We start from the raw sequence: 20,669 nt of genomic DNA, 5'->3' as shown, positions 1-20,669 counted from the left end.
GATCGCCAATCTTTATCTCCCGTTCTCATCYTCTCCCGGCAAAAAATCATCCTTTAAAATATCCGCGATCGCGTAGGGACACGCCGCCGGAAACACCTCCAATGGTAACTGAGTTTCCGCCCTCGCTTGTTTTCGCGCACTGGCATAACATTCGTCCACGACACTGGCGAGATAATTCTGCCAACTCGGAGAGGATTTTAACGCCCGACGGATACGCCGACGGTGTTCGATAATACTCCCCTCCCAGCTTCCGGTTCGCCATTTCGGTTGAAATTCCCACTTGAGTAAATGCAGCAATACCACCACCAAATTATTCTCAAGGCTGTGGCGTTCCCGCCGTCCCATGTCTTCGATTTCCTCGATTAAATTGTCCCAATCTACGTCATTATAGTGGCGCGATCGCAACTGGGCGATCGTCACTTCCATCCATTGGAGATAGTCTCGATCGTAAAGCTGTTTGATATGGGATGGCGATGGTATCATAATTCTGGTGACTTAATCAAGTTTATTATAGCCTGAAAGATTGGGCTATCGCACTTCTGGGCTGTTGGTTTCGGGGGTGCGATCGCACTTCTGGGCTGTTGGTTTCGGGGGTGCGATCGTACTTCTGGGCTGTTGGTTTCGGGGGTGCGATCGTATCAAAAATTAAACGGGTTGAAAAAGCGATCACAAAATTTTCCCGATCAATCTAACCATTGGCCATGAAGTGGTTAAATGATGCTATCATCGACTACGTTTTATTTGTTTCAATCTCTGTAAAATCTTTTCGGCACAAGCAATCGCTTTTTCCTCTGTCATACAGTCTTTTGCTTGAACCCTTTCAACATAAACTCCTTCTCCATGAAGCATCTCAGTTCTTTCATGAGCTTTTGCTGGTGACTCTGTGTGGAAAGTATCTCCATCTACTTCAACAATCATAAAAACACCTTCTCGAACAATAACGAAATCAGGTTCAATTCTTTTTCTATTACAACCTCCTCGAACAAACACTGGTAGAGGAGCAAAGGTAATTTCTTGGGTTTGTAATGCTTTATATAAATTGATCTCAGGAGGAGAACGAAATAAAAGACCATCACATTTTCGCGAAGCTATGTTGTCTGACCTGACGCGACCTTGATTGTTGATTTTACCGGATTCACCAAATAACCATTGCCAAGCATCTTTTCTCCATTCGGGTTTGCTCTCAAGCTTTGGTGTAATTGTTACACCATTAACATTCTCATTAAAAGTCCGATTGACAATATCCTTGACGACAACGTGTATTTTTGATTCATAATCACCTATATTAGAACGTTCTTTAAATTTTCCATATATGTATAGCGGGACTTCTAGCTTGAGAATTTTTTCTTGTGATTTATTGTTGAGTTCGATATATGGATCAGAATCTACAAGAATGGCAACAATGTCCGTATCGCCCTCGTTTGCAAACGTTATAGCTACGACTCTAATTAACTCATCTATCTGGTATTCTAATTTTAGAGATGCCGGAATTATGCTGGACTTTTCACACGGAATATATTGAAAAATTGGTCGGCTTGATATATATTCTTGTGGGAGTAGCTTGCATCCATCAAGCATCAAATATTTATTGTAAATTTCAAGGATTTTTTGAACTTCATCAAAATGTCTGACGATGGGATGCAAGGTTTCACACAAGAAGTTTAGGAAATAACTGCTATCCTGATAATCATTTAGCCTGAAACGATCATCGTAGAATATCCAGTCATTTTCCCAATCATCATTGTTTATACGATGCTGCCAAATATCACTTTGTGCATTCTCAAAACGAGAATCTGTTGAGGGTAAATTTTCGAGGGTATAAAGCCGGTTCAAGAAGTCTATTTCAGGTAATCTGCCGTGCCAAGAATATTGTTCCCAATCAACGTTTTCAACAATATCGCGACGAGTAATCTCTGTAATTTCCATTTCTTTTTAACCAAATTTTGATGCCGAGACCTTAGTTGATTTTCTGACCCTGGGCGCAGGAGCGCCCCGCAGCATCCCTTCTGTACTCAAATCTTCATCAATTTCTTCCCAATGCAAACCATATCCACCGCCGCAAATCTCCCAAGCATCTCGCTGTTCTGGCGTGGCATGGTATAGCTTAGGATACCAAACTAAAGGGACGGAAATTGCACGGCCATCCATCAAAAAGACTTTTATCGAATCCTCATCAAACGAGACATCTTTCACCGCCGAAGTATTCATGTAAAAACCCCCATAAAATCTATCGGTTGTCTTGTACATTTTCTTCTATTTTACGCAACTCCCTTGCACTGAAACAAATATATCAGAAAATATCCTTAATTGCTGGCATTTCAAGCTACAGCAAACTCGGTCAACTTGCGAGTCTCCGGATCGTGAAACGCCAACACGATATCCTCCTTCGGTACACCCTCCCTCAACAACTCAGTTGCAATGCCCTCCTCCGTCCAATCCTCCTCAATATAAATTTTCTCATTTTTGATCCGAACATACACAGAAGCCGCATTCACTCGCCGATTATTTTTCCAACCTACATTAAACCAAAGATATAGCGGTTCGGTGGATTGGTGAGGTACTTTTTAAAGCCCCTCTCCCTTCTGGGAGAGGGGTTTGGGGTGAGGGCTTTACCTCATGAGTCTGAGAATCGCTATATTGACTTCTTTCATCGTCAAATATCAGGATTTCATCGATGTCTGGATCGGGGATTTGGGATGATAGCTTATCATATTGACTCAGAACGTCTTTGATGATATTTTGATAATGGGCTAATTTATCCATTCTACAATCTCCTCATTTTTAATATCAACAACTAACATAAAAACTTGAAATCTTTGCAAAATTAGTTCGATCGCAACCTGCTTAAAAAAATTTTCATAAATGCTTTGACCAACTGCCAAGTAAACGGGACTTCCAGGATAGGTGACAGAAAGAAAGGTTTGATAAATCAAATATTGACCCAATGCCGTCTCAAATTCGCCCATCGGAGAACGCCCGATAAAACTTTTCACTTCGATGACGATCTGTCGCCCTCCTTTCGTCGCGGAAATCGATTTTTTGCCAGCTAAATCTGCCATCAATTTGACTTCTGCATACTTGATGAAATATGGGTCGAAAGTAATCGTCTACCCGTCCTTGATCCGTGCATTTTTGACAGCATCATGGTAAAGATCCTTCGCTGGCATCGTCTTTCTTTATCACTGTGCAGGGAAGGCGCGATCGCCTCCCCACCATTCTACACCAAAGCCGGGAAGGCGCGATCGCCTCCCCACCATTAGATAAGCTAGTTGCTTAATGCACCAGCCGGGATACCCAAAACATCCTCAATTTTCGGCATTTGCTCAATAGGAATCACCCGACCCTCATCTTCAAACCCAGCAATTTGATCAAAATTCAAATAGCGGTAAAGATCCCCCGCAAACGGGTCGATTTTCTGGGTGATAATCTCCATATATTCCTCAACCGTAGGAATGCGACCCAACAGCGCACAAACCGCCGCCAATTCAGCCGAACCCAGATAAACCTGAGCCCCCTTACCCATACGGTTATTAAAGTTGCGAGTCGAAGTAGAAAATACCGTCGTATTATCTTCCACCCGTGCTTGATTTCCCATACATAGAGAACATCCAGGCATTTCCGTCCGCGCCCCAGCAGCCGCAAAAGTACCATAAACCCCCTCTTCCCGAAGCTGTTGTTCATCCATACGAGTAGGCGGACAAATCCACAGACGCACCTTCACCGGACCCGCACCTTCTAACACCTTAGCAGCAGCGCGATAATGTCCGATATTAGTCATACAAGAACCGATAAACACCTCATCGATTTTGTCACCCGCACACTCAGACATCAGTTTCACATTATCAGGGTCATTAGGTGCCGCCACAATAGGTTCAACGATCTCATCCAAATTGACCTCAAGAATATCCGCATACTCAGCATCTGGGTCAGCTTCCATCAACTCAGGATTAGCTAACCATTGTTCCATTTTAGCAATCCGACGGGTTAAAGTCCGAGCATCCTGATATCCACGAGCAATCATATTCCGCATTAGCGCAACATTCGATCGCAAATACTCAGAAATCGTCTCAGTTCCCAACTTAATCGTACAGCCAGCACAGGAACGTTCCGCAGTAGCATCAGTCAACTCAAAAGCCTGTTCCACCTTCAAATCAGGTAGACCTTCCATCTCCATAATCCGGCCATTGAAGACATTTTGCTTATTCTCCTTACCTGTGGTCAGCTTACCTTGCTGCATCGCCACCCAGGGAATAGCATTAACAATATCGCGCAACGTCACACCCGGCTGTAATTGCCCCTTAAAGCGCACCAAAACCGATTCTGGCATATCCAAAGGCATCGCCCCCAAAGCCGCCGCAAAAGCCACCAAACCCGAACCAGCCGGGAAAGAAATACCCAAGGGGAAACGGGTATGAGAATCGCCACCAGTCCCCACCGTATCGGGTAACAGCATCCGGTTTAGCCAGGAGTGGATGATACCATCTCCCGGACGCAAAGCCACACCGCCACGGGTAGCAAAGAAGTCCGGGAGTTGCTTGTGGGTTTTGATATCCACAGGTTTCGGATAGGCTGCGGTGTGACAGAAACTCTGCATGGTCAGGTCAGCAGAAAACCCTAAACAAGCTAATTCCTTCAATTCATCCCGCGTCATTGGTCCGGTAGTGTCTTGGGAACCTACGGTGGTCATTATCGGTTCGCAGGAGGTACCTGGACGGACTCCGGGGAGTCCGCAGGCTTTCCCAACCATTTTTTGCGCTAGGGTAAAGCCAACTCCGGTATCTTCTGGCATAGCAGGACGGGCGAAAAGTTCACTGGGGGTTAGTCCCATTGCTTCGCGGGTTTTGTCGGTCAGGCTGCGACCAATTAACAAGGGAATTCGACCCCCGGCGCGTACTTCGTCTAGGATAGTTTCCGGTTTTAGGGTGAAGGTGGAAATAACCTCCCCGGCTTCGTTGGTAATTTCGCCTTTGTAGGGGTGAATGGTAATCACGTCCCCGGTTTCTATTTTGCTGACATCACATTCTATCGGGAATGCGCCGGAGTCTTCGGCGGTGTTGAAGAAAATGGGGGCGATTTTTCCACCTAGGATATAGCCTCCCCGCCGTTTGTTGGGTACAAAGGGGATATCTTCCCCAATATGCCACAGGACTGAGTTAATGGCAGATTTGCGGGATGAACCAGTCCCCACTACATCCCCAACATAAGCTACAGGATAGCCTTTTTGTTTGAGTTGGGCGATGGTTTGTATACCTTCGGGCATCCTTGACTCTAGCATGGCTAGGGCGTGCAGGGGGATGTCTGGTCGGGTGGTGGCGTGGGKGGCGGGAGAAAGGTCGTCGGTGTTGGTTTCCCCAGGGACTTKGAAGACGGTGACGGTTATGGCTTTGGGGACTTTCGGGTTGCGAATGAACCAGGCGGCGTTAGCCCAAGCGTCTAGGACTTGTTTGGCGTAAGGGTTGATATCTGACAGGGCTAGAATGTCGTTGAATGCGTCAAATACTAGGGTGATTTTGCTTAGGGCGTTGGCGGCTTCGCTGGCAATATTGGAGTCGGAAGACTTGAGGAAACTTACCAGGGATTGCACGTTATACCCCCCTACCATTGTACCTAGTAGGTCGATCGCTCCTTGGGGACAGATGAGGGGACTGCTGATTTCCCGTTTGGCGATCGCTGTCAGAAATCCCGCTTTCACATAAGCCGCTTCATCTACTCCGGGGGGAATGCGATCGCGCAATAGTTCCATCAGAAACTCTTTTTCCCCCGACGGTGGGTTTTTCAGCAGTTCGCACAGTTCTGAGGTTTGCTCCGCAGTTAGGGGTAATGGGGGAATTCCCTGTTGGGCGCGTTCGGCGGCCTGTTGACGATACGCTTCTATCATTCTTCTGTTCTCCTTGTCGTTTGATTATTTTATGCTACCTAGAATCCATCAAAAATGGCTAGATAATTGACCCATTATCCTTCTGATTCCATCTCATGGTTTCCCCCTCCCCCCTTTGACCATCAATAATTTCATTTTACCGCTGGGCTCCATTGGAAACTAGATTAGCCACATAATATCGAGTCACATAAAACTGTATTTTAGGCAACATTTCCCTATTTCGGCTGCCTCCACTTCTCATCACCTTCTTGGTCCGGTGATTTTCAGCAGCAGAAAATACCCTACAAATTGCCGAGAAGAATTTGCCTGAACCGGAAGCTGCCACTACAATTTATGAACGCTAGTAGACTAATATTATACTACAATTACCGCCCAGATTATCTGTATATTAACTTTGATTATATAGATTGGCTATTGATCCCCAATCTGTTAAAATTTAGTAAATTTGTCTAACTATCTAGGTGTATTTGCTAGAAAAATAGTAAAATTATAGTGTAATATAGGAAGCATTAGACTACATGGGCATCTGCTCGGTAATCACAAGCTATTACGGTTGCAGTTGTTGATTCAATAATTTTCAGGACTCCCAAAGTGGCTGGCCAACATCAAAAAGCGTGTCAAGATCAATTTATAGACCCCAAGGGACAGAGCGATCGCCATCACACAGAATTTTCCTCGGAGAGTGAGAAAGTGTCACAAACCCCTCAAAAAATTATGTCAATGCTGGTCGAGTCTCTACCTCAACCAGCCATGGTGAGTGACGGTGATGGCATCATTATCTATTGTAACACAGCTTTGCTAGAAATATGGCAGGGGTCAAGAGAAAATCTCATCGGACATCAAGAATCCTTCATTTATACATCAATTAACCATTATCAGCAGATTCGGGAACAGTTTGAGCAAGGCAATGTCATAGACTCGGTGGAAATTCAAATCCGCCTGTCAGATCGGCGGACTGCTTGGGTATGCCTATCTATGCGATCGCTACCTTTAACCCCTGAACCCGTAATTCTGACAATTTTCTCACACATTAACACTCATCTAAGCCGCCCCAACCAAAAGCAGCTAGACAATGAGGCTAGTTATCAAGCCGCCGTCGCCAAATTTGGACAAATTGCTCTCACCAGCCCTGACCTTGACTCTCTGATCGGGAAATTGATTACTCAGGTCAAGGAAACATTAAAAATTAATCGCTGCATGGTTTTGGAATTACTACCCAATCATCAGGCTTTTTTACTACGTTCGGGTATCGGTTGGCGACCAGGGCTAGTGGGGTCTGCTCAAATTACTGCCTCCCCTAATTCCCAGGCGGGTTACACTCTCCAACAGGGTGAAGCCGTCATCGTTCAGGATCTGCGAGTAGAAACTCGTTTCCCTGGAACCCCTCTGCTACACAACCACAAAATTGTCAGCGGTTTGAGTGTGATTATTCCCGGACCCAAAGGGGCTAACTCCAAGCCTTGGGGGGTGTTGAGTGTACATACCCGCCGACCTCATAACTTTACCTTAAATGAAGTACATTTTTTAGAGGCGATCGCTCACATTCTCGCCACGGCGATCGAGAGACAGCGGGCTGATGAACGGCTACAATTGATGGAACGAGCCATAAACAGCAGTCGCAATGGCATTATTATTACCGATGCTACCGACTCAGACAACCGGGTGATTTTTGCTAACTCAGGCTTTGAGAAAATTACCGGATATTCTCGCCATCAGGTCATTGGTCGCAATTGTCGATTTCTTCAGGGTAAAGACAGTGACCCCAAAGCCTTGGCGGAGTTACGAAATGCCATTGAACAGGGCAGAGAATGTAATATTGAATTACAAAACTATCGCCCAGACGGTAGCAGTTTTTGGAATGAATTGTCAATTTCTCCCGTCTACAACAGTCAAGGCTTTCTCACCCATTTTATAGGCATTCAAACCGATATTAGCGATCGCAAACAGGCGGAAGTTACCCTATTATCGAAATCCCAAGCCCTGGCGCAGTTTAGCAGCAAACTTAAACAACTACATCGCATTACTACCCGTCTTTATCCTAGCCTAGAAGACAGGTTTCAAGACTATCTACAGACCGGATGTGAATTGCTGCAAATGTCAACAGGTTTAATTGGTAAAATCTCCGCCGGAGTCTATAGCTTAGAATTTGTTTATCCTCACTCCGACTTATTTACCATCGGTCAAACTGCGAACATCGCCGACACCTTTTGTGCTAAACCATATCACACTCAGGAAACCGTTACCCAAACCCAAGTCGGTCTTGACCCGGAATGGAGTCAAGTCCAAGCCTACCAGACACTTACATTAGAATCTTATATCGGTACTCCCATTTGGGTAGGCGATCGCATTTATGGGGTACTGAGTTTTGTTCACCAACCACAGAGAACTGTACCCTTTAAATCAGAAGATCGCGAAATTATTGAATTGATGGCACAGGGTTTAGGAGACTTCCTCGCCGCCCAAGAAATTGAACAGCGACAACGAGAAGCTGAACAAGCCTTGCGAGAAAGTGAAGAACGCTATCGGATGTTAGTAGAACTCTCCCCCGACACCATTGCTATTTACTGCGATGACCAAATTGTTTATATTAACCGCGCCGGGTGGCAATTGTTCGGGGCTGAAAAACCCGAAGATATCATCGGTCGTTCCATTTATGATTTTCTCGATTATGACCAGACCGCAGTTATTCTCAACCAAAAATTACCCGGAGAGTCACACCGTCAATCTGTGGGTCTTTTTGAACAACAATTAATCCGCTTAGATGCCAAAATGATTGATGTGGAAATTGCCGGAATTCCCACTAATTATCATGGTCGTGATGCCATTCAAATCATTATCCGCGATATTAGCGATCGCAAACAAGCCCAAGCCCAACTACTCCACGCCGCCTTTTATGACCCTTTAACTGAACTCCCTAACCGCAGTTTATTTAACCAAAAACTCTCCGAAGCCTTACGGCGTTCTAAACAGGATTCTAATTATCAATTTGCGGTTCTATTTTTGGATCTAGATCGCTTCAAAGTTGTCAACGACAGTTTAGGTCATATCATCGGTGATTTCTTGCTCATAGAAATTGCTCATCGCCTAGAAGTCTGTGTTACCAACCCTGGGGATACCATCGCCAGATTAGGGGGGGATGAGTTTACCATTTTGATAGATCACATTTCCGACCCCCAACAAGCCTTAGAATTAGCCGGAAAAATTCATCAAGAACTCAGCCAGCCTTTCTATATCCAAGGTCATGAAATTTTTACCACTGCTAGTATTGGTATTGTACCCAGTCGCGGATACGCCTTGAAAAAATCAGCAGACACCGACAACTATCACTGTTTATTATACAACAATCCTGAAGATTTTCTCCGGGATGCAGATATCGCTATGTATCATGCTAAAGAACAGGGAAAGGCGCGATCAGAAGTTTTTGATTTATCAATGCACACCCAAACCCTCGCCCTTCTGCAATTAGAAACTGATTTGCGTAAAGCCATATTTGGATATCAGCAACTTAATCTTACACCCCATCACATCTCTAGCTCAGAGTCCAACCCGTTAGCCTCAGCCATCTCTGATGTATCTGTCATGCCTAATCAACTCCCCAGTTTAAATGACTTTATCATTCACTATCAGCCAATTGTCTGTTTAATTACTGGTAGGATAGTCGGTTTTGAAGCCTTGGTGCGATGGAGACATCCCCGCCGAGGATTAGTGTCACCTGCTGAATTTATCCCCGTAGCTGAAGAGACCGGATTAATTGTTCCTTTAGGCGCTTGGGTCTTAGAAGAATCCTGCCGTCAGCTTAGTAGTTGGAAACAACAACTTCAAAGCTGGGATAGGTCTCCCCAATCCGTTTATTCTACCTTAACTATCAGTGTCAATTTGTCTGGTAAGCAACTCAATCAGCTTAATTTTATAGAACAAATTGATGCTATCTTAGCCAGAACTAATTGCGACCCGAAAAGCATCAAACTGGAAATTACCGAAAGTATGTTAGTTGAGAACTTCGAGACGGCTTTGATTGCTTTAGCACAACTAAAAGCACGCAAAATTCACCTAGCTATTGATGATTTTGGGACGGGATACTCCTCTTTGAGTTATCTGCATCAATTACCACTTAAAAGTTTGAAAATCGACCAATCATTTGTACAGCGATTACAGGAAGAACCAAGTCATTATATCGATAAATACAATCAGCCTCAGCAAATTATCAAGGCTATTATTTCCCTCGCTCATAACTTGGGGCTAGAAGTTACCGCCGAAGGTATTGAGACTCGACAACAGATGCAGTTTTTGCACCATCTTGGCTGTGATTATGGTCAGGGTTATTTGTTTTCTAAACCTTTACCTGCTGAAGAAGCTACTCAATTGATGCTTAACTCTGCGATCGCATATTCTAGCGAAAAATCACGCTTCTTTTACGGTTAATTTACCCTCCGTTGATGATGGTCTACAACCGTGAAGATACTCATCAAAATCCTGCCCATAACATAAGTTTTGCTAATTTGTCTGGGGAGATAAATTTGAATCGCAAAATATTGTTAAGAATTGTTACGATTTTGTTGAAAATCCCTCGCAAATAGTTGACGAGATTATAGGGGTTGTGGTATCCTCAAATAAATCGCACTCAAGGGGTTACTATGCCTTGATTCAAAAACAGAGGCTACAACCCGCATTCTATCGCCCAAAAATTTATTCTCTGACCAAAATATTAAATTTGCGATTCACGAGTTTTTGGGTAAAATCAGAAGGCCTTTTTTAGAGGTGTTGACAAAAACGACATTTTGTGCGTAGACGTTTTCCGGGTAGTTCAACTTCAGGGTTGACGGTAATAAATAATAATTTGTTTTCTAAGGCTTTACCTGCTGAAGAAGCTACTCAATTGATGCTTAACTCTGCGATCGCATATTCTAGCGAAAAATCACGCTTCTTTTACGGTTAATTTACCCTCCGTTGATGATGGTCTACAACCGTGAAGATACTCATCAAAATCCTGCCCATAACATAAGTTTTGCTAATTTGTCTGGGGAGATAAATTTGAATCGCAAAATATTGTTAAGAATTGTTACGATTTTGTTGAAAATCCCTCGCAAATAGTTGACGAGATTATAGGGGTTGTGGTATCCTCAAATAAATCGCACCCAAGGGGTTACTATGCCTTGATTCAAAAACAGAGGCTACAACCCGCATTCTATCGCCCAAAAATTTATTCTCTGACCAAAATATTAAATTTGCGATTCACGAGTTTTTGGGTAAAATCAGGGGGCTATTTTTGGGGGTCTTGACAAAAACGACATTTTGTGCAGTAGTAGCTTCCCCGGATAGTTGAACTTTAGCGTTGACTGTAATAATAATTAGTTTCCTGACGATCGCCATTAGCAACCATACCCAAAATGGGGACTCCAGCCATTTCCAACTCTCGCATAGCCAGACCAAAAGCTGATCGATCAGTTTTTCCCAACCCCACCACCATCATCAACCCATTGGTGTGGGAAGCCAGCAAATTAGCGTCAGCTAAACCCAACAGGGGAGCAGTATCATAGACAACTAAATCAAACTGTTGTCGAAGTTCAGCCATAACTTGCTGCATTCGCGCGGAAGCCAGCATTCGAGTCGGGTCAACTGGTAAAGGACCAGAAGTTAAAACAAACAGATTTTCGTCCGATGGCGATCGCCTAATCAAACTCTCGATCTCCATATTACCAGCGATCGCATCACTGAGACCCTGTAAATTAGACACCCCCAACATCGAATGAATACGGGGGTTACGCAAATCAGCATCTACCAATAACACCCGCTGACCCATCGCCGCCGCCCCAATCGCTAAATTTAGGGCTACAGTAGACTTACCATCTGCAGGTCGTGCGGAACTAATCACACAGGAGTTGATTGGTGATTCCGTAGCCAATTGGCGTAAATTAGCCGTAAGTGATCGGAAAGCCTCGTGAAACACAGAACAGGGGACCATCGACAAATTTGGTAAAACATCGCTCTCCCCAGTCAAGCGAGAATTAGCCGGAAGCATCAAAGCATCATCGCTGGCTGGAATTACCCCTAACAGGGGAATGGGAGTATTCTCGGCTATTTCTTCGCTGTTGTGGAACACATTATTAAGGCGATCGACCAATTGAGCTATAATCATTCCCAGGCCTAAACCCGCTAATCCTCCCCAAGCCAGATTTAGGGGAATATTCGGCGAAACCGTCTCTAGTTGTCCGGCTGGTAGGCGAGGAATCATCGGGGGGGCGATTAATTGCCAGGATCTAATAGGCGGTTCTATAGTTAATTCTAGTTCCGCCTGGCGATCCGATAAGCCATTTAGTCGGGTGGTAGCGGTTTCTAGATCCTGATTTAAGTCCTTGTAGCGCCGGATGACTTCCGGTAAACTTTGAGAGTATTCTTGTAAACTGGTCGCTGCTGTTTGTAAAACGCGATCGCGTACCTGTAGCATTTCTATCTGATGGGCTGTTACCATCATCTGCTGAATTAATCCCATTCGCAGCGAGTCTTGGTGGCTTAAAATACTGGGGTCTACGGTAGTTAAATCTTGACCCAAAACCCGCACCGCCTCTTCTTGGAGTAATGGTAATAAATGATTGCGTTGGTCTAACAAAGATTGAATTTGTGGGGATGTTTCCTTAAACCTAGCCGACTCTACAGCTACCTCTGTTTCCACAGCCAAGAGTTTTTGTAGTAGGGTTTGATAGCGAGGAGAATTTGTTAAAGCCGAAGCCATCATCGCCTGTTGGGGGTCCAGTCCTAGCTGTTGTTGTAGAGTTAAATACCGAGAATTTTCCTCTTGGAGTTGGGTTTGGGTTTGTAGTCTTTCCGTTTCTATCATCCCTAAGCGATCGCTTATTTGACGACTGGTAACTTCCGGCGTAATCATCAGATGTTCCTGCTGAAGATTCACAATTTCTCGTTTGAGGTTATTTACCTGGGTCACTAGGGGATTAATTTTCTGGTTAATCATCTCCAGCTTTTGGCTAGTTTCCGACGGACGTTGTAACCCCCGATGATATTCCAGATATCCCGAAGCGATCGCCTCCAGAATAAACTTAATCTTTTGCGGTTCACTATCTTGGTAACTCACCTCTAAAATCTTAGTACCCTCTAGCATTTGCAATTCCAAGGGACTCCCAGAGTTATCATTAAATAGAAACCGATAATCAACTTCCGGGTAGCGACTTTGAATATTCTCCAAAATATCAGCCATCACCTGGGGACTTTTTAGCATTTTCAACTGAGATGCTTCGTCTAACCCCCCCAGTTCATCTGAGGAACTTATTAACAGTTGAAACGTCCCTCTATACTCAGGTAATTGTTCAACCGTCCACCAATAAACCCCCGTTACTGTTGTCGCAGCCACACCCAAAACCACCAACCACCGACGAAAAAACAGATCCGCAATTTTCCCAAATATTCCCCTCTGTTTAGCCGTCATTATCTCAACATTTCTCGCTTCCAAATCTCCCGGATACCAGGGGGAAAATTCCATCCCTCCCCTAGGTGAACTCCGAGTATAAATCATCGATAACTGAGAACGTCTAGCCTTCTTCATGATGCTACTTTAACCTTTACTATTTAGGTGCGCTAACTAATTATAAAATGAGTTTTTCACAGTCTGAAAAACCCAGCCCTAAAAGATACTTATAAACCGCAGAAAACCCAAAACATTATTAATCGGACTTAAAGTATTGACAACCGTACCCACACCCTCCCGAAAAGCCGCACCCCCTGAACGGTTCACCATAACTACATCGTTATTTCTCAGAACCGGATTATTAGCCTCATTCACATCATCCGATAGATTAACCGAGATCACCCTTCGAGAAACAGTCCCATCCGGAGATATACGGATTAGTTCTACCCCATTGGAGTCAGCCTGACCCCGTTTCAAACCCCCCGCCGCCAGAATCACCTGATTTAGGGAACTATTAGGCGGCACCGTAATTGTCCCCGGCTGTAGAACCTCCCCCACCACACTAACACGCATTATACCCGGAGAAAAACTAGCTGTTGCCACATTACCAGAAACTGTAGCATCTACAGCCTGGGCTTTAGGCACAATAATTGTATCCCCTCCCTGTAAAGTAATATCCTCCTGGAGATCCCCCTCTTGTAGAAGTTGCCATAGGTCAACTATAACAGTTTGTTCCGTCCCGGTGCGACTAATGCGCCGCACCCGAATTTGTCGAATATCTGCTTCCGGCGTAATTCCTCCCGCCACTTTAATAGCCCTGGTGACTGTAAACACCCCAACCAAATCAACTCCAGCTATACCTCGCAACTCCGATACATTTTCCCCCTCAGTCGCAGCCATGGTGTCAATGCTAAGGATATGGGTTCCCGGTCGGTTCACCTCCCCCACCACCGCCACATTAATCGGTCCGTCAGCATTACTAGCAAAATTAGCACTAGATAACTGACGCGCTTCGTGGCGATTAATATTTGTAACAGTCGGAATATATATCCTATCTCCATCTCTCAGGGCTAGATCTTGACTCAGATCACCATTTTGGAGAAGTTCCCACAAATCAAGATTAACAATAGTCTCCTCACCTCCCACCCCAGGACGACGGATTTTTACCTGGCGAATATCGGCGCTAGTAGTTATTCCCCCAGCCATTCGCAAAACCCCCGTTACTGTAGCAGCACTAGAAACACCCCCCATATTTTGCGGCTGGGAATTACCCGATACTGTATAAGAACCGGGTCTTTTAACTTCTCCGGCGATCGCCACTTGAACAGGTCTCCTCTCCCATAATTTTACCGTGATCAGTGGTCTTTGTAAATATTCCCCATATCGTTCTTTTAGCAGGTCAGAAACTTGCTCTATCGTCATTCCCTGAACCGCCACTCTCCCAATTAACGGGAGGTTTAAAGTTCCATCTACTGACACCTGATGACGGCCTCTTTCCCCACTATATTCCGGCACATTAAAAATATCAATTTCTATGCTATCACCCGACCCTAAAATATATTCCCCAGATAACACAGGAGACAAATTACTAGACCCATTATTATTAGACCCATTATTAATTGTCGGCATGGGTGGCGGTGGTAAAAACTGCCCCCAAGCTGGGAGAGGCATCAACAGCAAGGTTAAACAAACACCGGAGACTTTGAACAGGAAAAAATAGAGGTTTTCGGTTTTATAAATAAACCCGTTTTTGAGGATTTTATGTTTGATGATATTGTGCATTTAAAATTATCCGCCTATTTTCAGAATCGCCGAATTGTGTTATAAATATATTTTGTGATTGACAGTTGCCGGGATTCATGGAACAATTGAACACAGATGTTTTAGTAGTTGGTGGAGGTACAGGGGGAACCGCCGCCGCCCTCCAGAGTGCCCGTCGTGGCGCTCATACTATTTTAGTCAGTGAATTTTCCTGGTTAGGAGGAATGTTAACCTCCGCCGGAGTAGCTGCACCAGACGGTAACGAATTAGTAGCCTTTCAGACAGGTTTATGGGGTGCTTTTTTAAGAGAACTTAGACAAAAACAACCCACTGGTTTAGACTGGGGATGGGTTAGCTTTTTTAATTATGACCCCCGCATAGGGGCGCAAATTTGGTCAGACTGGGTAAAATCCCCAAAAAATCTACATTGGATTTCTGGATATGCACCCCTAGAAGTATTGCGGAAAGGCGATCGCATTACTGGGGTCAGATTCAAAGATTTTACCATTAATGCCCAAGTTACCATTGATGCCACAGAATTAGGGGATATTTTAGCTCAAGCTGAAATTCCCTATCGCTGGGGTTGGGAATGGCAACAGCAATGGCTTGAACCTAGCGCTCCCATTAAACGTAACCAATTTACGGATAATTGTCCAGTACAAGATCCCACCTGGGTAGTCTTATTACAAGATTTTGGCACAGAAGCCCCAGCCATTAAACCTACCCCAGAAGCAGATTTTAGCAAATTTCAGGGGGCTTGGGATGGTTACGACCCCCAACAATTCCTCAACTATGGTCGCCTACCTGGGGGGTTAATTATGATTAACTGGCCCCATAAAGGTAATGATTACGGAGTAGGATTAAATCGTTTGATGGCTTCAGCCCCACAAAAACAGGCATTCTGGCGGGAAAGTCTACAGCATAGTTTAAATTTCGCCGCCTTTATTCAACAGCACCTAGGAAGGCGCTACGGCTTGGCTGAGAACATATTTCCCCATACTCTATCAGCTTGGAAAACTGACCTAGGCTTAACTCCTCAGCAACTGGGCGCTTTTGCTATTCACCCCTACTACCGCGAAAGTCGCCGCCTGTGTGGAGTCCAAACTATTACAGAAAATCATATTTTACCTATCTCAGAAGGTCGCGTCGCCCCCTTACCTATAGACCACAATGGACAATGTGAGGCGATCGCCATTGGTAATTATCCCAATGATCATCACTACAGCGCCGGGTTACTACCAGTTAAACTTAAACTACTGCGCTGGGGAGGTCGCTGGACCGGAAGCCCCTTTACTATCCCCTATAGTGCCCTAATTCCAGAAACTACAGAAGGCTTAATTGTCGCTGAGAAAAATATTTCCGTTTCCCATATCGCTAATGGCGCTACCCGTCTACAACCTGTGGTTTTGGGTATCGGACAGGCGGCGGGAATGGCTGCGGCTTTATCTGTCCAACAGCGCATATCTCCCCGAATGCTATCAGTGCGATCGCTTCAACAAGCACTATTAACTGACCCCATAGCCCCCGCCGCCATTATTCCCCTGTTTAACCTTACAGGCGATCGCCCCGATTGGCTAAAATGGCAGCAATACTATTTAGACCACCCACAAGCCTATCCCATAACTGGCGAAATTCCCCAACCCTCCCCCAACCCTCCCCAATTCATATCACCCTCACTATCTGAATTTAGCGGACAATTTCACCGCCACCCAGACCAAGAATATACCCTCACCCTCTCTCAACCTCACTCACTCCTCGGTCAGGTCTGGAGTCTCGTCACCCTCCACCCACACATCAATCAACAATTACAAACCATCCCTACCGCTACCCCCATCACTGTTTGCGGACGACACAACTCCGCCGGTCGCTGGCTACTCGTCGAAGTCATCAAAGAGTTATGTTAAGTTTTGTAACAAAAAAAATCGCCTTTTATGACTGGGGGGTTGACAAAAGCGATATCCCCGTGGTAGTCTATATAATAATAGGAATATTGACATTTTTTTAAAAAGTTAACAGACTTATATTGTAACCTATACTTTTTTCATATTATCATGACTGTCCGAGAGCTGTCAACCCCTAGCCGTAGATGTCAGCGCCACCAGTACCGTAGGGGTGAACAAAAAAATTATCAGATTATCCTGATATAGGCTTATTAGATTGGTATCAGGAAATGGACGCTTTAATACGGACATTTCCATGAAACTCAACCCTACTTTTGGCTTTTCTATGTTGCTGTTGTTAGGCATTGCCAGTCCCGCGAAAGCGATGGAACTAGCCCCAACCACACAGCAATTAGAATCGATGACTAATCAATATATGCTATCAGCGCAAACGGAGCATCATGGCTCCCGCAGTCCCTGGCAAGGAACACCCCGACGGGGATTTGCTGAGACATTCGAGCAAACATCTCCATCAGAATCCCTGTTTCCCCATCGTGGCAGTGGCAGAGCTAATCAATGACTGATGATTCCGGTAGGAAAATCCCCTTCTAGTGTCATGTTTTAGCCCCAATAAATTTTAGAACATAAATCCGAGTATTTGTCAACAAATACAACCAATCTATAAAGACCACAACTGCCGAACATTTCCATGAGTTTATGGATGTTGGGCGGTTTTGTGTGTATAATAAGCATATCTAAACTAAACTAATCTCAATTGGAAAGCCCTGAGTGCCGAGGGTGCGTCCAAACTACTATATTACCAATTGAGGGAAGGCCAGGTCAGTTGTCTAATAAAATAGGTTGCGCCCGGTCATAATTCCCCGTGGCAAACCCATACTAGCATCAGGGATAGAAACTGCGCGGTCTCCAGTCGTTTATTTATTTACTCAGCAATAGCTCTGGGTAAGATAACCCATTCTCACTAATGGGGATAATACCATTCATCTCATATATTATTTATGAAATTCCAGGGATTGTCATGAAAAAAGATACAGATCTGATCAAAAGCCTTAGCCCCAGTGGCATGGATCAGATCATGCTTTATTTGGCTTTTAGCGCCATGAGAACCAGTGGGCATAGACATGGGGCATTTTTAGATGCGGCGGCAACTGCCGCTAAATGTGCTATCTATACAACTTATATGGAGCAGGGTGAAAACCTCCGCATGACCGGACACCTACATCATATTGAACCCAAACGGGTGAAAGTGATTGTTGAGGAAGTCCGGGAAGCACTGACCGAAGGGAAGCTCTTAAAAATGTTGGGTTCTACGGAACCTCGCTATCTGATTCAGTTTCCCTATGTGTGGCTAGAGCAGTACCCTTGGCAACCGGGAAAAGCCAGAGTCCCGGGTAGCAGTTTAACTCAAGAAGAAAAACGGGTAATTGAAAGTCGTTTACCCAAGTATTTACCCGATGCTCAATTGATCAACTCTTTTCAGTTTATGGAATTGATTGAGTTTCTCCATAGACGTTCTCAAGAAGACATCGAACCTAGTAGACGGATGCCATTAAGTGAAGCCTTAACAGAACATATTAAGCGACGCTTGATCTACTCTGGGACAGTCACTAAAATAGATTCTCCTTGGGGGATGCCTTTCTATGCTCTGACCCGCGCTTCCTATTCTCCCGAAGATCAGGAAGAACGCACCTATATTATGGTGGAAGATACCGCTAGGTATTTCCGTTTAATGAGGGACTGGGCGGAACGTCAGCCCAAGGTAATGCGGGTTTTGGAGGAATTGGATATTCCCAGCGATCGCATTGAGTCAGCCTTAGAAGAGTTAGATGAGATCATTCGCCAGTGGGCCGATCGCTATCATCAGACCGGAGGTGAAGCCATGGTTCTGCAAATGGTCTTTGGGCCCCAGGAAAGCGATTAATCTCCCTTTGGTAATCTCTCTGGAAAATACCCGGTTTTTGTGGCTCGCCACAGGGTAGGATGTAACGATGTGAAAGCTATGGCAGAATCGACCATCCATGACCCATGACCAGATAGCCGAACAGCTTCTGGAGTTGGCGGCAAAAGCCGGAGCAGAAGTGGCGGAGGTATTCCGAGCTACGTCCCAAGCTCGCCCCCTCTTTTTTGAAGCTAACCGACTCAAACAAATCGAACGGATTGAATCAGAGGGAATTGTTCTGCGATTGTGGCGCGATGGCTGCCCCGGATTGGCTGTCGCCCACGGTGCAGTTCCCCCTCAAAAATTAGTCGAGCGAGCGATCGCTCTATCAGCCCTTAATCACCCAGAAACCATTACCATAGCCGATGATACTTCCCTAAATCACTATCCGGCGATCGGAAATTCCATCGAACTAGAACAGCTTATGGCCTGGGGAAAAGAGACCATTAGCTGCATTCGAGACATCTACCCAGATATTATCTGCTCAGGAGAATGGGATTGTGAAGTCGAATCAACCCGCCTGATTAATTCCAGAGGTCTTGATTGTAGCCACACCGATACAACCCTCAGCGCTTATTTGGAAACCGAATTAGTCCAGGAAAATGATTTTCTCTACATTTCCGACGGTCAGACTCAACGGGGTAGCCTTGAACCACAGTTATTGAGCCAACGCATTCTCCAGCGCCTGGAATGGGCTAGGGAAAACGCACCCCCCTTGGTTGGGCGCGTCCCCATTTTATTTACCGCCAAAGCCGCAGATATGTTATGGGGTACAGTTTCCGCTGCTCTCAATGGTAAACAAGTCCTAGAACGGTCTTCTCCCTGGAGCGATCGCCTCGGAACCCAAGTTGTGTCTACCTCCCTTACCCTCTCTCAGAAACCCGCCCTAGGGCCGTTTAGCTGCCCCTTTGATGATGAGGGAATCCCCACTCGCCCCATTGTCTTTATTCAAGATGGCATACTCAAGCTATTTTATACTGATTTAACCACTGGGCGCACCCTCGGTAGTGGCACCACAGGGAACGGGTTTCGAGCTGATTTAAATAGTTATCCCATCCCCGGATTATTCAATTTGTTAATTGAACCGGGACGCGACTCTATGCAAGACTTAATTAAACGGCTAGACCACGGTCTAATTATTGATCAGATGTTAGGAGCGGCTGCCGGAATTACCGGGGAATTTTCCGTTAATGTCGATCTGGGATATCGCATTGAAAACGGTCACGTTGTCGGTCGGGTTAAAAATACCATGGTTTCTGGAAATGTCTACACCGCCTTAAAACAAGTGGTTAGTGTCGGAGGAGATGCTAACTGGAATGGTTCTATTTATACTCCATCTGTTATTGTCGAAGGGTTATCCGTTACCGCCAGCAGTTAATTGCAACAGTCCATTAACGCCAGTTTTTCTCAGCCTGGTCTAACACATAGGCGGCGACCTGTTTGATTTCTGAGACACTCAGACGGTCAGAATAAGCCGACATATTGCTTTTACCATTAGACACAATTTCTGCGATCGCCTCTATTGAGTCGTAGCCATTGCGTTGGAGAGCCCGCTGTTTCAGATTTTTACCCCGCCTAATAATGTTACCACCCCCAGCATGACAGCCCACACAGTGGACGCTAAAAATCTCAGCCCCCTGATCAAAATTCAGATTATCTGCGATCGCCATAGGTGTTAAACACCCCCACAATAGGCTAACACTCACCAGTAAAATACTTAATAGATTTCTCATGATCATCAATTTCGGTTAATCGCCTTCTACTATTACTTCG

Annotated in this window: 17 protein-coding genes; 6 read left to right on the top strand and 11 right to left on the bottom strand. The window is 45.1% G+C overall.

The window, feature by feature from the left end:
• Positions 1-12 precede the first annotated feature (12 nt).
• From B9T16_RS04055 to acnB, 8 genes are all read right to left on the bottom strand, one after another.
• Entirely contained in the window at positions 13-483 is a 471-nt protein-coding gene (locus B9T16_RS04055; protein ID WP_410222888.1) for a DUF29 domain-containing protein, read from the bottom strand.
• Positions 484-508: 25 nt separating this feature from the next.
• Positions 509-670: a hypothetical protein gene (locus B9T16_RS04050; RefSeq protein WP_410244153.1), complete on the bottom strand. Its 162-nt coding sequence runs from the start codon at positions 668-670 to the stop codon at positions 509-511.
• Between the two features lie 53 nt (positions 671-723).
• Complete coding sequence (locus tag B9T16_RS04045) at positions 724-1,926, bottom strand: hypothetical protein (protein ID WP_006616345.1); 1,203 nt, start codon at positions 1,924-1,926, stop codon at positions 724-726.
• 6 nt (positions 1,927-1,932) lie between these two features.
• Positions 1,933-2,247, bottom strand: a complete 315-nt coding sequence (locus tag B9T16_RS04040) for a DUF2442 domain-containing protein (protein WP_006616344.1) — start codon at positions 2,245-2,247, stop codon at positions 1,933-1,935.
• 71 nt (positions 2,248-2,318) lie between these two features.
• Positions 2,319-2,480: an element excision factor XisI family protein gene (locus B9T16_RS04035; protein ID WP_410244159.1), complete on the bottom strand. Its 162-nt coding sequence runs from the start codon at positions 2,478-2,480 to the stop codon at positions 2,319-2,321.
• A 40-nt stretch (positions 2,481-2,520) separates the two neighbouring features.
• Entirely contained in the window at positions 2,521-2,763 is a 243-nt protein-coding gene (locus B9T16_RS04030; protein WP_410244152.1) for an element excision factor XisI family protein, read from the bottom strand.
• Positions 2,751-3,104: an element excision factor XisH family protein gene (locus tag B9T16_RS04025; RefSeq protein WP_410244158.1), complete on the bottom strand. Its 354-nt coding sequence runs from the start codon at positions 3,102-3,104 to the stop codon at positions 2,751-2,753. Before B9T16_RS04025 ends, B9T16_RS04030 begins: the two co-directional genes overlap by 13 nt.
• 161 nt (positions 3,105-3,265) lie before the next feature.
• The gene (gene acnB / locus B9T16_RS04020) at positions 3,266-5,878 is read right to left on the bottom strand and encodes a bifunctional aconitate hydratase 2/2-methylisocitrate dehydratase (RefSeq protein ID WP_410244151.1); all 2,613 of its coding nucleotides are present in this window, start codon (positions 5,876-5,878) and stop codon (positions 3,266-3,268) included.
• A gap of 591 nt (positions 5,879-6,469) precedes the next feature.
• Between acnB and B9T16_RS04015 the strand changes: the two genes are divergently transcribed.
• Positions 6,470-10,300, top strand: a complete 3,831-nt coding sequence (locus tag B9T16_RS04015) for an EAL domain-containing protein (RefSeq protein ID WP_410244150.1) — start codon at positions 6,470-6,472, stop codon at positions 10,298-10,300.
• Positions 10,301-10,658: 358 nt separating this feature from the next.
• On the top strand, positions 10,659-10,814 hold the full coding sequence (locus tag B9T16_RS04010) for a hypothetical protein (RefSeq protein ID WP_158307545.1): 156 nt from the start codon (positions 10,659-10,661) through the stop codon (positions 10,812-10,814).
• A 390-nt stretch (positions 10,815-11,204) separates the two neighbouring features.
• Here the strand turns inward: B9T16_RS04010 and B9T16_RS04005 are convergent, their stop codons facing one another.
• Entirely contained in the window at positions 11,205-13,433 is a 2,229-nt protein-coding gene (locus B9T16_RS04005; protein ID WP_035736195.1) for a GumC family protein, read from the bottom strand.
• Between the two features lie 78 nt (positions 13,434-13,511).
• Positions 13,512-15,077: an SLBB domain-containing protein gene (locus B9T16_RS04000; protein ID WP_014274728.1), complete on the bottom strand. Its 1,566-nt coding sequence runs from the start codon at positions 15,075-15,077 to the stop codon at positions 13,512-13,514.
• Positions 15,078-15,154: 77 nt separating this feature from the next.
• Here B9T16_RS04000 and B9T16_RS03995 point away from each other — a divergent pair, with 77 nt between their 5' ends.
• The 4 genes from B9T16_RS03995 (at position 15,155) to B9T16_RS03980 (ending at position 20,274) form a co-directional block, all read left to right on the top strand.
• Positions 15,155-16,960, top strand: a complete 1,806-nt coding sequence (locus B9T16_RS03995; protein WP_410244149.1) for an FAD-dependent oxidoreductase — start codon at positions 15,155-15,157, stop codon at positions 16,958-16,960.
• A 253-nt stretch (positions 16,961-17,213) separates the two neighbouring features.
• Positions 17,214-17,516 carry a hypothetical protein gene (locus B9T16_RS03990; RefSeq protein WP_410244148.1) on the top strand — a complete coding sequence of 101 codons (303 nt, stop codon included), beginning with the start codon at positions 17,214-17,216 and terminating at the stop codon, positions 17,514-17,516.
• A gap of 459 nt (positions 17,517-17,975) precedes the next feature.
• Entirely contained in the window at positions 17,976-18,878 is a 903-nt protein-coding gene (gene hetR, locus B9T16_RS03985) for a heterocyst differentiation master regulator HetR (RefSeq protein WP_317269919.1), read from the top strand.
• 97 nt (positions 18,879-18,975) lie between these two features.
• The gene (locus B9T16_RS03980; RefSeq protein WP_410244147.1) at positions 18,976-20,274 is read left to right on the top strand and encodes a TldD/PmbA family protein; all 1,299 of its coding nucleotides are present in this window, start codon (positions 18,976-18,978) and stop codon (positions 20,272-20,274) included.
• 13 nt (positions 20,275-20,287) lie between these two features.
• Here the strand turns inward: B9T16_RS03980 and B9T16_RS03975 are convergent, their stop codons facing one another.
• Positions 20,288-20,635, bottom strand: coding sequence for a c-type cytochrome (locus B9T16_RS03975; RefSeq protein WP_006618509.1), 348 nt, complete (start codon positions 20,633-20,635; stop codon positions 20,288-20,290).
• Positions 20,636-20,669: the final 34 nt, after the last annotated feature.

The organism is Arthrospira sp. PCC 8006 (assembly GCF_046480465.1).
Lineage (GTDB): Bacteria > Cyanobacteriota > Cyanobacteriia > Cyanobacteriales > Microcoleaceae > Limnospira > Limnospira platensis.
The sequence above is the reverse complement of the archived record's forward strand: the minus strand, read 5'-3'. Positions and strand labels throughout refer to the sequence as shown.